18 protein-coding genes are annotated in these 13978 nt (G+C 61.4%); 11 read left to right on the top strand and 7 right to left on the bottom strand.

Annotated features, from left to right (window positions below; all coding sequences use genetic code 11):
- Window positions 1-52: 52 nt before the first annotated feature.
- A complete protein-coding gene (locus CO671_RS03945; protein WP_097604619.1) occupies window positions 53-1153 on the bottom strand; it encodes a class I SAM-dependent methyltransferase in 1101 nt (366 codons plus the stop codon).
- Window positions 1154-1170: 17 nt separating this feature from the next.
- On the bottom strand, window positions 1171-2019 hold the full coding sequence (gene lgt, locus CO671_RS03950) for a prolipoprotein diacylglyceryl transferase (RefSeq protein ID WP_097604621.1): 849 nt from the start codon (window positions 2017-2019) through the stop codon (window positions 1171-1173).
- Between the two features lie 203 nt (window positions 2020-2222).
- Here lgt and CO671_RS03955 point away from each other — a divergent pair, with 203 nt between their 5' ends.
- From CO671_RS03955 to CO671_RS03970, 4 genes are all read left to right on the top strand, one after another.
- On the top strand, window positions 2223-2483 hold the full coding sequence (locus tag CO671_RS03955; RefSeq protein WP_064684479.1) for an accessory factor UbiK family protein: 261 nt from the start codon (window positions 2223-2225) through the stop codon (window positions 2481-2483).
- Between the two features lie 389 nt (window positions 2484-2872).
- Window positions 2873-3373 carry a YbjN domain-containing protein gene (locus CO671_RS03960; protein ID WP_004680153.1) on the top strand — a complete coding sequence of 167 codons (501 nt, stop codon included), beginning with the start codon at window positions 2873-2875 and terminating at the stop codon, window positions 3371-3373.
- A 1-nt stretch (window position 3374) separates the two neighbouring features.
- The gene (proC, locus tag CO671_RS03965; RefSeq protein WP_097604624.1) at window positions 3375-4202 is read left to right on the top strand and encodes a pyrroline-5-carboxylate reductase; all 828 of its coding nucleotides are present in this window, start codon (window positions 3375-3377) and stop codon (window positions 4200-4202) included.
- Window positions 4203-4213: 11 nt separating this feature from the next.
- On the top strand, window positions 4214-4555 hold the full coding sequence (locus CO671_RS03970) for a tRNA-binding protein (protein ID WP_097604626.1): 342 nt from the start codon (window positions 4214-4216) through the stop codon (window positions 4553-4555).
- A gap of 3 nt (window positions 4556-4558) precedes the next feature.
- Here the strand turns inward: CO671_RS03970 and CO671_RS03975 are convergent, their stop codons facing one another.
- The gene (locus CO671_RS03975; RefSeq protein ID WP_097604628.1) at window positions 4559-5254 is read right to left on the bottom strand and encodes an MBL fold metallo-hydrolase; all 696 of its coding nucleotides are present in this window, start codon (window positions 5252-5254) and stop codon (window positions 4559-4561) included.
- A gap of 223 nt (window positions 5255-5477) precedes the next feature.
- On the opposite strand from CO671_RS03975, the gene CO671_RS03980 reads away from it, so the two are divergent.
- The 5 genes from CO671_RS03980 (at window position 5478) to CO671_RS04000 (ending at window position 9671) form a co-directional block, all read left to right on the top strand.
- On the top strand, window positions 5478-6095 hold the full coding sequence (locus CO671_RS03980) for a DUF1236 domain-containing protein (protein WP_097604631.1): 618 nt from the start codon (window positions 5478-5480) through the stop codon (window positions 6093-6095).
- 293 nt (window positions 6096-6388) lie between these two features.
- The gene (locus CO671_RS03985; protein ID WP_097605065.1) at window positions 6389-6658 is read left to right on the top strand and encodes a hypothetical protein; all 270 of its coding nucleotides are present in this window, start codon (window positions 6389-6391) and stop codon (window positions 6656-6658) included.
- Between the two features lie 363 nt (window positions 6659-7021).
- Window positions 7022-7513 (top strand): MarR family transcriptional regulator, encoded by a 492-nt coding sequence (locus tag CO671_RS03990; protein ID WP_097604633.1) that lies wholly within the window; start codon window positions 7022-7024, stop codon window positions 7511-7513.
- Entirely contained in the window at window positions 7514-8215 is a 702-nt protein-coding gene (locus tag CO671_RS03995) for a response regulator transcription factor (RefSeq protein WP_004680166.1), read from the top strand. It begins immediately after the preceding gene.
- Window positions 8216-8294: 79 nt separating this feature from the next.
- Entirely contained in the window at window positions 8295-9671 is a 1377-nt protein-coding gene (locus CO671_RS04000) for an ATP-binding protein (RefSeq protein WP_097604635.1), read from the top strand.
- Here CO671_RS04000 and CO671_RS04005 read toward each other — a convergent pair.
- Window positions 9668-10126, bottom strand: a complete 459-nt coding sequence (locus CO671_RS04005; protein ID WP_097604638.1) for a helix-turn-helix domain-containing protein — start codon at window positions 10124-10126, stop codon at window positions 9668-9670. The two genes, CO671_RS04000 and CO671_RS04005, sit on opposite strands and share 4 nt — an antisense overlap.
- Window positions 10127-10161: 35 nt before the next feature.
- Between CO671_RS04005 and CO671_RS04010 the strand changes: the two genes are divergently transcribed.
- Window positions 10162-11034 (top strand): oxidoreductase, encoded by an 873-nt coding sequence (locus tag CO671_RS04010; protein ID WP_097605066.1) that lies wholly within the window; start codon window positions 10162-10164, stop codon window positions 11032-11034.
- Between the two features lie 63 nt (window positions 11035-11097).
- Here CO671_RS04010 and CO671_RS04015 read toward each other — a convergent pair whose 3' ends face one another.
- The 3 genes from CO671_RS04015 to CO671_RS04025 form a co-directional block, all read right to left on the bottom strand.
- The gene (locus tag CO671_RS04015) at window positions 11098-11559 is read right to left on the bottom strand and encodes a BA14K family protein (protein ID WP_010028683.1); all 462 of its coding nucleotides are present in this window, start codon (window positions 11557-11559) and stop codon (window positions 11098-11100) included.
- Between the two features lie 149 nt (window positions 11560-11708).
- Window positions 11709-11924 (bottom strand): cold-shock protein, encoded by a 216-nt coding sequence (locus CO671_RS04020; protein WP_003561293.1) that lies wholly within the window; start codon window positions 11922-11924, stop codon window positions 11709-11711.
- Window positions 11925-12410: 486 nt separating this feature from the next.
- Window positions 12411-13301: a DMT family transporter gene (locus CO671_RS04025; RefSeq protein WP_097605067.1), complete on the bottom strand. Its 891-nt coding sequence runs from the start codon at window positions 13299-13301 to the stop codon at window positions 12411-12413.
- 273 nt (window positions 13302-13574) lie between these two features.
- On the opposite strand from CO671_RS04025, the gene CO671_RS04030 reads away from it, so the two are divergent.
- Window positions 13575-13961, top strand: coding sequence for a hypothetical protein (locus CO671_RS04030; protein WP_097605068.1), 387 nt, complete (start codon window positions 13575-13577; stop codon window positions 13959-13961).
- The last annotated feature ends 17 nt before the right edge of the window (window positions 13962-13978 follow it).

Below are 13978 nucleotides of genomic sequence, written 5' to 3' on the forward strand. Positions count from 1 at the left end.
CGCGCTTCAAGTTGCTGTTCGCGGGGATGTTGGCTCAGCCGCGTGCGCCCTGTCAATCCACCGGACGAAAGGGCATGAGATCGACGGCCGGGTGCGAGACGGCCATGACCTTGAAGAGTTCGCCCATCCGGCCTTCACCGGCGCCGGCAAGCCTGTCGACCGCCGTCTGGATGACCTGCTGGGTCTGTGGTTCGCGGTCGCGCCCGAGAGCGGCGGCACGCGCGAGAATGCCGAGGCCGGTCAGAAAGTCGCCCTGGTGCAGGGCGCCGTTCAGATGCAGGCCTGATGTCAGCGCCGTTTCGGCGAGCTGCTGGAAATCGACATGGCTCGTCAGATCGGCTTCGCCGGGATGGGCAAGCGGCGGGTCGAATTCATGCATGCGCACCGCCTGCAGCGTATCGCCGAAACCGGTGACGAGATGGCCGTAGTCGATGACCAGCGCCGTGCCGCTGAAGGCGCGAAGCCGCTCGCAGATCGCCATCATCACCGCCTGGCGGGCAGGGGAAATCTCGAAGAGCGTGCCGAGTGGCAGGTTCTGCACCGGTTCGGGAAGCAGCGCGGGATCGAGGCCGGCGACACCGGCTGCGAAGGTCAGCTCGCCGTCGGCGTCGAGCCCGACCATGCGCTCGCGGAAGCCTGTCTGCGTGCGGACAAACTGGCGGATCGGGATCGCGTCGAACAATTCATTGGCGGCGATCAGGGTGAAGCCGGGCGGGACTTCGTCGAAGCCGTCGTGCCAGGCGATTCTCTCGCCATAGGCTTCGAGCGTCTGGCTCTGGACGTCGCGCAGACGCTCGCTGGTTTCGACAAGATGCACGCTCATGGTGTCGAAAAGCGGCGGGGCGATGCGAGCGATGACGCGCAGCATGTCCGCCATCATCGTACCGCGGCCGGGTCCGATCTCGACGAGGCGCACATCCGCCGGCGTGCCGTGGCGCTGCCAGGCATGGACGATGAAGACGCCGATCATTTCGCCGAAGATCTGGCTGACCTCCGGCGCGGTGACGAAGTCGCCGGAACGGCCGAAGGGCTCGCGGGTGCGGTAATAGCCATGTTCGGGATCGGCGAGGCAGAGCGAGAAATAATCGGTGACGCTGATCGGGCCGTTGGCCTGGATGATCGCCTTGATCTTTTCGCCGAGAGCGGTGTTCATGTCGTTTATCCGCCGTGTCAGAGCTGCAGCGCAGCCTGGCGACGGGCGCGCAGCATCGCCCAGAGGCCGAGCAGGATCATCGGCGAGGAGAGAACCATGCCCATGGTCAGCCAGGTGGTGCCGAGGAGGTAGCCGAGCTGGGCGTCGGGCTCGCGGAAGAATTCGACGAAGATGCGCGACAGCGCATAGCCGCAGACGAAGACGCCGGTGACGAAGCCGGGGCTTTTCAGCGCGCGCATGCCGTAGACGAGGGCGGCCAGAACCAGAAGCAGGACGATGCCTTCGAGGCCGGCCTCGTAGAGCTGGCTCGGGTGACGGGCGAACGGACCGCCGGTCGGGAAGACCACGGCCCAGGGCACGTCGGTCAACCGGCCCCAGAGTTCGCCATTGATGAAATTGGCGATGCGGCCGAAGAACAGTCCGAAGGGAACGACCGTGGCGACGATGTCGAACAGGCTCCAGATCGGAATGGCGTGGCGGCGGGCAAAGAGGATCATGGCGATCGTCGTGCCGGCCAGGCCGCCATGGAACGACATGCCGCCGTTCCAGATCTGAACTGCACGCACGGGATCATGCAGGACGGCTGCGAGATCATAGAAGAAAATATAGCCGAGGCGACCGCCGAGGACGACGCCGAGGGCTGCCCAGACGATGAAATCGTCGAGCTGCACCCTTGATATCGGCGACGCGTTGCCGGGCCAGAGACTGTCGTTGGCGGCGATGCGGCGGGCATAGGCCCAGCCGAGCAGAATGCCGGCGACATAGGCGAGACCGTACCAGTGAATCGCCAGCGGACCGATCGAAAAGGCGATCGGATCGATGTCCGGGAAAGGCATGATGGCAAGGAGATTGGCGGCTATCGGCAAGGTTTTCCCATCCGTTAAGGTCGGCGGAACATGCCGCTGTGATCCCGGACGGTCAAGTCCATTGTTCGTGATCTCGCTTTCGCAGCCCGGCCCGGCGAGGACTATCCCGTGCAAAGCGCTTGCATCGCCGATGGCGAAGCCCTACCTCAATCTTCGAGGCCCTGAAGGGTCGAATTCACCGCATCCGAAGGGAGAAAAACGCCATGACGACCGGAACGAACCGCATCATGGATGAGTTCGCCAAGCTGATGACCGACGCGGCAGGTGCTGCCCAGGGAGTCCGCAAGGAGATCGAGACGGCTTTCAACGCCCAGGCCGAGCGTTGGCTGAACAGCATGGACGTCGTCAAGCGCGAGGAATTCGAGGCCGTGCGCGAGATGGCGATCAAGGCACGCGACGAAAACGAGGCGCTTGCCGCCCGCATCGCGGCGTTGGAAGCAAGGCTTGCCGGCGAAGGCCACTGAGTTCCGACAGAAAGCGAGACGCGGCATGGCCTCATTGCCCCATGCCGTGTCTGTCACAAAAAATTCAGGTGAGTTTTCCACCTGTGGACACTGCCAAAAAAGCCAATACGCAGAGTCGCTTATTCTCCCTTCTGAATTGAGTTTCGAAGTGCTTTCCACAGTGGCCGCGCCCTATTTTCCGCTCAGGGGGCTGGCAGGTGGCAAGGGTCATTATACACTGATTTTAAATGATGATTCGAAGCGACTTGGTAAGCTCCGGGCAGGTTATCTGCGTTAAGTCTGGTAGCGGTTCAACGATCATCCGGTGGTAGTTTCCGGTATTTGCGTGTGTCTTTCTTGTGTTCGTACACGAAGTTAGGTCGCATTCATTCCGGTCAAGAAGGTGCTGCATGAACCTGATGGAATTGGAAGTCGAGCGTCAGTCGAACCCGGTCGATATGATCGAGTACGTGGCCTCCAACAATGACTGGTCGTTCGAACGGTCCGGCGAGGACGAGATCGCGATGACGGTCGAGGGGCGCTGGGCGGACTATCATGTCTCCTTCTCCTGGATGGAGGAATTCGAGGCGCTGCATCTTGGCTGCGCCTTCGATATCAAGGTCCCCGACATCCGGGTCAACGAGGTGGTCAAGCTGCTCTCGGCGATCAACGGGCAGGTGTTGATGGGGCATTTCGACCTCTGGCGCCAGGAAGACGTCGTCATCTTCAGGCAGTCGCTGCTGCTTGCCGGCGGCGCCGAGCCGACCAACCGCCAGGTGGAGGTGCTGCTTTCCAGCGCGCTCGACACGTGCGAGGCCTATTTCCAGGCTTTCCAGTTCGTCGTCTGGTCCGGCATGGATGCGGCCAAGGCAATGGAAGCCGTGCTGTTCGAAACGGTCGGCGAGGCATAAGATGCCAGCCAAGGCTTTCTCCTCGAAGCATCCCGTCGTTCTGATCGGCGCCGGCAATATGGGCGGCGCGATGCTCTCCGGCTGGCTGAAGAGCGGCGTTCCGGGCTCGGCCGTCATCGTCGTCGATCCCGGCCCGTCGCCGGCGATGCTGGCGACGATCGGCGAGGCGGGAGCGACCCATGTCGCGGCGCTTCCGGCAGCGTTGAAGGCAGGAGTCTTGTTCCTTGCGGTGAAGCCGCAGGTGATGGATGCGGTGTTGCCGGCGGTGAAAAGCGCTGTCGGGCCGGAGACGGTCGTCGTCTCGGTCGCTGCCGGCAAGACGCTCGGTTTTCTCGAAAAGCATCTCGGGAAAGCCGCCATGGTACGGGCCATGCCGAACACGCCGGCCATGGTCGGCCGTGGCGTCACCGGGGCCTATGCCAATTCAGCGGTCAGCGATCAGCAGCGCGAGCGCGTCCATTCGCTTCTGCGCGTCTCCGGCCCGGTCGAATGGGTGCCTGCGGAAGCCGATATCGATGCCGTGACGGCGCTTTCCGGCAGTGGCCCGGCCTATGTCTTCTATCTCGTCGAATGTATGGCGGAGGCGGGCCGTAAGCTCGGCCTGCAGGCGGACCTCGCCATGCGTCTTGCGCGGGAAACTGTCGCGGGGGCTGGTGAACTCTTGCACCAGTCCCCCGACGATGCTTCGCGGCTGCGGCAGAATGTGACTTCTCCGGGCGGCACGACGGCGGCGGCGTTGGCGGTGCTGATGGCCGAAAACGGCATGCAGCCTTTGTTCGATAAGGCACTCGCGGCAGCGCGCAAGCGGGCCGAGGAACTGGCCGGCTGACGGAGCCCCTTATGGCCGAAGAGATCACCTACGCCGATTTCGATCGTGTCGACATCCGTGTCGGCACGGTCGTCGAGGCCAGTCCCTTTCCGGAAGCGCGCAAACCGGCGTTCAAGCTGGTCATCGATTTCGGCCCCGACATCGGCATGAAAAAATCCTCGGCGCAAATCACCGAGCATTATACGACGGAAAGGCTGATCGGCCGGCAGGTCCTTGGCGTAGTCAACTTCCCGCCACGCCAGATCGGGCCGTTCCGCTCGGAAGTGCTGACGCTGGGATTTGCGGATGAGAACGGCGCGATCGTGCTCGCCGCGGTCGAGCGGCCGGTGCCGAACGGCCAGAAGATGATGTGAGCCTTAGAGCCTTTTATCTTCCCCCGATTTGCCCGCATCCGAGCCGTCACGCGCTCTGATCTCCTGCAGAAACGGATTGCTGCGCCGTTCATCGCCGATGCGGCTGCCAGGGCCGTGGCCGCAGATGAAGCCGACCTCGTCGCCGAGCGGCAGGACTTTGTCGCGGATCGAATCCAGCAGCTGTTGATGATTGCCGCCCGGCAGGTCGGTGCGGCCGATCGAGCCGTTGAAGAGCACGTCGCCGAGATGGGCGAAGTTCTGGGCGCGATTGAAATAGATGACATGGCCGGGGGCATGGCCGGGTGCGTGATAGACCTCAAACTCGTGGGCGCCGAACGAAACCTTGTCGCCATCCTTGAGCCAACGGTCGGGCAGGACGTTGCGCAATCCTGATATGCCGTAGTTCGCCGCCTGGGTCTCGATGCGCTCTAACAGCGGCAGGTCGTCCTGGTGCGGGCCGACGATGTCGACGCCGAGGGCTTCCTTCAACTCTTTGGCGCCGCCGGCATGGTCGAGGTGGCCGTGGGTCAGCCAGATTTCCTTGATGGTCAGGCCGCTTTTCTCGATCGCCTGGAGAATGAGCGGTACGTCGCCACCCGGATCGACGACGACGCCTTCCTGGGTGTCGGGATCGAAGAAGACCGTGCAGTTCTGCTGAAAAGGTGTCACCGGAATGATGCCGGCCTGGAGCATGCCCATAAGTGCCTCGCTTGGTGTCTCGGGTGCTCAGGTATAGTTCGAAACGGCGGCAAGGACAGCCGAAATCTGCTGCTGGCGCGGGCTGTTTCACGGCAAAAAGACAAGCTGCAACACAAATTTATGGGGTTGGCTCTCTGGGGCCGCCCATTTGTCGGGCGCAGCCGAGGGGAACATCGTGGAACGCCGCGCGTTGTCCGGCCATCGAAACCAAGGAGACGCTCACATGACCTTGAAGAGAAACATCCTACTGGCTGGAGCCGTGCTCCTGGCGACCGGCGGTCTGGCGCAGGCGGAGATGGTCGCGACCACGGTCAACGACCTCAACGTCCGCGCAGGTCCGGGTCCGCAATATCCGACAGTCGGCCTTGCTACCCGCGGCTCGACCGCAGTGCTCGATGGCTGCATCGAAGGCAGCCGCTGGTGCCGCGTCGACGTCAATGGCATGCGCGGCTGGGTCTATGCCGATTATCTGCAGATGGATTATGGCGGCAACCAGGTGATCGTCGAGCAGCACCGCGCCGAAATCGGCGTTCCCGTCGTCACTTACGAGTCGACCGCCAGCGTCGTCCCGGCTGATCCGCAGCCGGCGCCAGGCGACGAACTGCTCGGCCCGGTCGGGGCTGTCGAGACCATCACTCCGCCGGAGACGGTGCGCACCTATATCGAAACCAATCCAACCGAGACGGTGCGGCTCGGCGGCGATGTCGTCGTCGGTGCGGAGGTGCCGGGTGATGTCACATTCCAGACCATCCCCGACTATGAATACCGCTATACCAGGATCAACGACCGTCCCGTGCTGGTCGATCCCGGCACGCGCCGGATCGTCTATGTCTATGAATGACGTGATCGGAATTTGAACGAAGGCGGCCTACGGGCCGCCTTTAGTTTGATGACACCTCGATTTCAAACGGAAGCAGATGCTCGGGACAAGCCCGAGTTGACGAAAGAAGCGTAGGCCGATTTTGTCAGCAGTCTGCAGGCCGTCGACTGATCGCTTTTGTTCGCTGTCGATCTCTCCGCCTTAATCCCGCATCGGTTGATTTTTCTCCTTTTTGTTTTTGAATATGCTAAAATACTAATATGCCGAAGGTTCGGCATATGACGGCGATCGGGGAGATCGCCAAGGAGGAAATCATGGAAGCGCTACTTCCGTTCATCGTCCAATTGATTGCCGGTGCCATCGGCGGCAACGCTGCCAGCGCCGCCTTGAAGCAGCATGCGATCAATGTCGTTGCCCGTACGATCGCCGGCGCGATCGGCGGTGTCGGCGGCGGCATGCTGCTCGGCATGGTCGGCGGGGACGTCGCAGCGACCGGGCTGATCGCCGACGGTATCGGCGGCCTGATCGGCGGCGGCATTCTCTCGACGCTCGCCGGACTGGTAATGGCGCGGGCGCATAGGTAGCCCGACCGCACCGATCACGTGAAGAGCTTATCCGGTGGCGATCGCCGCCGGATAGAATGCAGTCGGCCTGCGCCGAACCGCCCATCATCCCGCTGCCGCGCCAGGCGATCGGCCTGACACCTCCGGCGCTTCACGCGCCATGCCTGTTGATTGTTGTCCCCATTACGTTTTATCCAACAGACGCAGGGGGAAATTGCGCGTTGCGCCGGATGGGCCTTGGTTCCAAGAAAATGCCAGCAGAGAAAACTCCGTGCGGGGCTGCCGCAGAGTTCGGAAAGCCAGCAGCGACGCAAATTTAAGTCAATAAACTGACCTATCCCCGCGAAAATGTCCCGCAGTGCGGGGAAAAGAAAGGAAAGCCGAGTGTCACGACAGACCGGTTCGAAAGCGGGCAAGCCGGAGCCGCTGGCCACGCCGATGGAAGATACCGAGACGATCGATTTCGAGATCATCGAGCTGTTCTTCTTTGCTTATCGCGACTTCGTTTCCGATCCCGACGCCATCCTCGAAAAGAGCGGTTTCGGCCGGGCGCATCATCGTGTCGTGCATTTCGTCAACCGCAATCCCGGCATGACGGTGGCCGATCTTCTCGACACGCTGAAGATCACCAAGCAGAGTCTTGCAAGGGTGCTGAAACAGCTGATCGATTCAGGCTATATTCGCCAGGTGGCGGGGCCTGAGGACCGGCGGCAGCGCAAGCTTTATCCGACGAAATCGGGGCGCGAGCTGGCGCTTGCGCTTGCAGAGCCGCAATCGCGCCGCATTGAGCGGGCATTCGAAGGAGCCTCCGCGCAGGTGCGGGAGGGGGTGAAGGCCTTCCTCGGGGGCATGCGGGACAGAAAGAAGGCGGATTGAATGGCGGTCAAGACAGGTATTTCCGATGATGCGGCGCATCTGCTGGTGGTCGACGACGACTCCCGCATCCGCGCGCTGCTCAATCGTTATCTTGCGGAGAACGGTTTTCGCGTCACCGTCGCGGCCGACGGCGCCGAGGCGCAGCGCAAGCTTGCGGGTCTCGATTTCGATCTCATCATCATGGATGTGATGATGCCCGGTGAATCCGGCATCGACGTCACCCGCGGGCTTCGCGCCATCAAAAACGTGCCGATCATCATGCTGACGGCGCTGGCGGAATCGGGCAACCGCATCGAAGGCCTCGAGGCCGGCGCCGACGACTATCTCTCCAAGCCCTTCGATCCGCGCGAGCTGGTGCTGCGCATCAACAACATCCTGCGCCGCAACGCCGGCGGTGAGGGGCTGAAGATCGAACAGGTCATGTTCGGCCCCTATACTTTCTCCTTGACCCGCAAGGAGCTGAAGAAGGCCAGCGAGGTGATCCGGCTCACCGACCGCGAGCAGGAAATCATGCTGCTCTTTGCGCGGCGCGCCGGCGACACGATCCCCCGGCACGAACTGATCGGCAACGACACCGAGGTCGGCGAGCGGACGATCGACGTGCAGATCAACCGGCTCAGGCGCAAGATCGAGGAGGATCCGGCCAACCCCGTCTGGCTGCAGACAGTGCGCGGCATCGGATACCGGCTGAGCATCGATTAGATTTGAGGAAGCGGAACATGATGCCGATGACGGTTCACACTTTCCGGCACCATGCTCCGAAAGGCCAGGACCGAGGCTGATGGCGACAATGGACAGCTTGCGGCGGGAAGACCGCGCTCCTGCTGCGGGCTGGCGCTGGATCGTCCGCTGGCTGCGGCGCCGATTGCCCACCGGGCTTTACGCACGCTCGCTGCTGATCATCATCATCCCGATGGTGCTCCTGCAATCCGTCGTCGCCGCCGTCTTCATGGAGCGCCACTGGCAGATGGTGACGGAGCGGCTGTCGCTCGCCGTCACCCGTGACATCGCCGCGATCATCGAGATCGTAGAGACCTATCCGCAGAATTCGGACTATAGCGAGATCATCCGCATCGCGCGTGATCAGCTCAACCTGCAAATCTCGATCGAGCCCGACGGCGACCTGCCGCCGCCGCGGGTCAAGCCGTTCTTCTCCATCCTTGACGGCATCCTCAGCGACGAGATCAACGACGAGATCCACCGGCCCTTCTGGATCGACACGGTCGGCAACTCGAATCTGGTCGAGATCCGCATCAAGCTGGAAAACAAGATCCTCAGGGTGCTGGCCAAACGCAGTCAGACCTATGCCTCGAATACCCATATCTTCATCGTCTGGATGGTCGGCACCTCGCTGGTGCTGATCGGTATCTCGATCCTCTTCCTGCGGGGACAGATACGCCCGATCCTGATGCTGGCGCGGGCGGCCGAAAGCTTCGGCAAGGGGCAGAAGCCTGACAATTTCTATCCGCGCGGCGCCGACGAGGTCCGGCGCGCCGGCCTTGCCTTCATTCTGATGCGCGAGCGCATCGAGCGGCAGATCGAGCAGCGCACGGCGATGCTCTCCGGCGTCAGCCACGATCTGCGCACCATCCTCACCCGCTTCAAACTGCAATTGGCGCTCGCCGGCGACAATCCCGACCTGCATGGTCTGAATGATGACGTCAATGATATGCAGACGATGCTGGAGGCTTATATGGCCTTCGCGCGCGGCGAGGTCGAAGAGGATGTCGGCGAGCTGAAGCTCAGCGAGATCTTCGCCAAACTGGAAGCCGATTTCGCCCTGCACGGCAAGACATTCGCCTATTCGATCGAAGGCGACGACGAGATATCGGTCAGGCCGAACGCCTTCATGCGTCTCGTCACCAACCTGGCCTCCAACGCGCGCCGCTATGCCAATAGGCTCGACATCGAAGCCAAGCACAACGCCAAATGGCTGACTGTTATTTTCGACGATGACGGGCCGGGCATTCCGGAGAAGAATCGCGAGGACGTGTTCAAACCGTTCTTCCGGCTGGATGCGGCGCGCAACCTCGATGCGTCGGGCACCGGGCTCGGTCTTGCGATCGCCCGCGACATTGCCCGCAGCCATGGCGGCAACGTCACGCTCGGCGACAGCCCGCTCGGAGGCTTGAGGGCGACGATCCGCATTCCGGCTTAAACACTCGTTGCAGTGAGCTTTACGGCGTTGCGCGCATCGAAATCGCCGAGGCGCTCGACGATCCATCGCCAGAGCGTTGCGACCTGCATGAGGAGGTCACGGCCGAGCGGCGTCAATTCATATTCGACCCGCGGCGGCACCTCGGGATAGAGGGTGCGGATGATGAGGCCGTCGCTTTCGAGGGTGCGCAGCGTCTGCGTCAGCACTTTCTGACTGATGCCCTCGAGCCGCTCCATCAGACGCGAGAAACGTAAAGGCGCGCCGGCATCGGAGAGCACGTGCAGTATGCGCAGCGGCCATTTCGCCGCCGCCCGCTCAATCAAGGCGCGCGCCCGCGCATCCTGTTCATCCGTCATGTTGCTGCAGAAATCGAATGTGCCGCCGGCCACCTTTGTTACCTCGAGGTGCGTATGGATCGTGTTGGTGCCTTCTTTCGATTGGAACCGATAGAACATACATGGGCCGGGAACCAATGAAGAAGAGGTTTCCGATGTCGAAAGTTTGGTTGATTACGGGGAGTTCGCGCGGCCTCGGCCGGGCGCTGGCGGAGGCAGTCCTGGCCTCCGGCGACAATCTGGTGGCGACGGCACGCAATCCCGCCCAGCTCGCCGATCTTTCCGATCGCTATGGCGTGCAGGTGCTGACGCCGGCGCTTGACGTGACGAGCGAGGCGGCAGCGGCCGCAACCGTCGAGGCAGCCGTCAAGAGGTTCGGCCGTATCGACGTGCTCGTCAACAATGCCGGCTATGGCAATGTCGGCTCGATCGAGGATACCAGCCTTGCCGATTTCCGCGCCCAGATCGAAACCAACCTGTTCGGCACGATTATCATGAGCAAGGCGGTGATCGCCTTGATGCGGGGGCAGGGGGCGGGCCATATCATTCAGTTCTCCTCCGTCGGCGGCCGTATCGGGCCTGCCGGCCGCGGCGCTTATTCGGCGGCAAAATTCGGCATCGAGGGTTTCTCCGAAGTGCTGGCGAAGGAGGTTTCGCCATTCGGCGTCAAGGTGACGGTGGTCGAGCCCGGCGGCTTCAGGACGGATTTCGCCGGCGCTTCGACGGTGCTTGCCGAGGGGCGGGCGGAATATGCGGAAACGGTCGGCGCCACCGTGCGCTTTCAGCGCGAGTATGACGGCCGTCAGCCCGGCGATCCTGCCAAAGCGGCTGCGGTCATTATCCACATTGCCGGTCTCGACGAGCCGCCGTTCCGGCTGTTGCTCGGCAGCGATGCGGTGCGCAACGTCGAGAAGGCGGATGCAGCACGTATCGCAGCCGACCGGGAATGGCGCACCGTCAGCGTCTCGACCGATTTCGAGCCTGATGCCGAGGTGGGACCGATGCCTTCGGAAAAGAAAGCCGGGTGAAGGGATCCAAAAAGCAAAAGCGCCGCTGAGAAGCGGCGCTTTGTATCAGTGATAGTCGAGCATTCAGCCGGCGGTGCAGAAGTGGCTGCGGCCGTCATAACCGATATAGGTGCCCGTGCGCGGATCGAACGAGCGGTAACGATAGGAGCAGTAACGCTCCCATTGCGGCGACCAAGGCTCCACCGCCGTGCGGGCCGGCGCATAGTATCGCGGCTGCTCGACATATCGCGGCTCTTCGACATAGACGCGGCGTGGGGCGCGATAGACTGGTGCCGGCTCATAATAATCCGGCTCGTAGGCCGGGTCGATATAACGGCGCTCTTCGTAGACGGGGCCGTTATTGGCATTGGCGATGGCGGAGCCGACGATCAGGCCGGTCGCAAGGCCGACCGCGCCGCCGACAAGCGCATCGTTGCCGCCGTGGCGGCGCCAATGGCGATCGCGAGCCGATGCCTCGCCGATGGCGGAGAGGGTAAGTGCGGCGGCCGTAGCCGTCAGCAGAAGAGTTTTTGCGAGCCTGTTCATAAGCAGAGAGTCCTAATCCCGGGAACCGAACCCCGGTTCCTTTCTCGATGATGCTAGTCCTACCGTTCGCTAGCTGAACGAAGGCTGAATGATAAAACCCGGCATTGCTGCCGGGCTTCAACTCGAAATTCGACAGCCTTGTTAAGGGTTCAGCCCGCAATCTGCAGATTGACGGCCTTGGGGCCCTTGCCGCGGCGATCCGGCTCCGTGTCGAAGCTTACCTTCTGGTTTTCCGTCAGACCGGCCAGCCCGGAGGCCTGGACGGCAGAAATGTGAACGAAGATATCGGCGCCGCCCCGGTCCGGCTTGATGAAGCCGAAGCCTTTGTCGGTATTGAAGAATTTTACAGTGCCAGTCTCGGCCATGCGTCAGGTCCTTTTCTCTCTGCCCGCCATCCACACGGGCAGCATCATAGCATTGCCTCCTTGCGGGAGGTGTTGGCAGGCAATTCTTGAAATGTGAGAAAAAGGTCCCCTCTACCTCGGCCTGCCCCAGACAGGACTTTCGCCTGCCTTTTTTGGAACCGGCTGACCGGAATATTAGCGTTTCCGGCGCGCAAATACTTAAGGACTTCCCATGCTCGCAAAATGCCCGAACGAGGCGAGAGTGCGGCGTTTCCGGGATTTTGGCAAGCAAAAGTTTTTTAACGTGTCGTTCAGGGCACACTCCCGCCAGCAGCCAATTTGCGCCAAAACGCAAAATTTCCTTCGCCGAAGGAGCATGATTAACGTTTTGTATCGTCTGCAATATAAATTTCGAGCAGATTTTGCCAAAAATGCAACGTGAACGCGTCTTTCCGGTTCAGTGAATTTTTTTTCGGATTGGCCATCCACCCATATTTGGACGCGTGTTCAGGCGGCCCGCAGGCCCCGGCGGGTGAAGCTCGGCACGAGTTCGACCACAAGCATAGCGATAAACATTAGCGCGCAACCTGTATAGCCCGTCGCCGACATCGACTCACCGAGCAGCAGCGCTGCGAGCGATGCGCCGAAAAGAGCTTCGGAAGAGAGGAAGATCGCCGCCTGCGAGGGCGTCGTGTAGCGCTGGGCGATCACCTGCAGCACGAAGGCCAAGCCAGAGGAGAAGATGCCGACATAGAGGATCTGCGGGGCTGCGGCCCATACGGAGGAAAGACTGATCGGTTCGGCGGCTGCCGCAATTGCCAGCGCGCAGACCGCGGTGACGGCGAATTGCGTGGCGGAAAGCGCCAGCGGCCTTGCGGTCTCGGAAACCGTCGTGCCGGCAAGGGTGATCTGGATCGACCAGAAGACGGCGCAGACGACGGTCAGCAGATCACCTGACGTCAGCGCCGAGAGATGACCGCCGGACAGCAGGTAAATGCCCGCGACGGCCATCAGTGCGCCCGGCCAGATGATCCAATGCGGGGCACGGCGCAGGAAGAACACGGCGATCAGCGGTACGAAGACGACATAGAGACCGGTGATGAAGCTGGAATTCGTCACCGTCGTCGTCTGCAGTCCCACCTGTTGCGTGGCGGCGCCGCCGAAAAGGGCAAGGCCGGTCAGCATGTAGAGTCTCGCGTGCCGCTTGCTTGTCTTCGCCTTGGCCTTGCGTGCTTCGAAAAGGACGAAAGGCAGCACGGCAAATGTGGCGACGGCAAAACGCAGGCCGATGAACCAGAACGGGCCGATCGCCTTCATCGCCGTCGACTGAGCGACGAAGCCGCCGCCCCAGATGGCAGCCGCAAGCAATAGAAGGAGATTCGCCTGAACGCGCGTCATGTCGTCCTCGAAGGTGAAGGGGAAGGTGCTTGAAGCGGTTAGCAGTTGCGTTTCCATTCGGCAAGGGTGAGGTTTTGACGGGTCGCCGAAGATGATCGATTGCGTCTTGGGCGGTCTACTTTGCTCTGAAACGTCTACCCGTTGGTGATCGCTCTGTTCTCCAACCGCCTTGAGATCATGTTCCTGTGGAACAAGAGATGGCTGCGGTGGCAATGCCGCCCGATTGTGTAGATGGTTAGAGCGTATCAAATGAATGTAATGGGGGCTCTTTTCATGGGCGGGAAATATTTAAGCTTTATTGCGCTGTTGGGTCCTCTGGTCGTTGCTATGGGACCGGCTCATGCCGGCGACGCTGTGAAAAGTGGAACAATAGAGCGGAACGGATCGAAATTCAGTTATCAAGTTACCGCCCTAACTTCGAAAAATCGCAGAATTGAAGTCACTCACAGCGGGAAAAAATATACGGGCCCGCTGGCCGAAATGTCGTTTCGTGACCGCCATTTGCAGGTTTTCGAGATGGTGGCCAGACTGATCAAAACCACCTGCCAGGACGGTGTTTCCTCACTCGGAAATATCTGGCTGAGCAAAGATCCGGAACAGGATGAGGATCCTGACGCTAGGCATCCTCAATACTTCATCTGGGAATACAGCTGCCAATAGACGCCTCGGGACTGATC

Source organism: Rhizobium sp. M10 (assembly GCF_002531955.1).
In the GTDB taxonomy this organism is placed as follows: domain Bacteria; phylum Pseudomonadota; class Alphaproteobacteria; order Rhizobiales; family Rhizobiaceae; genus Rhizobium; species Rhizobium etli_C.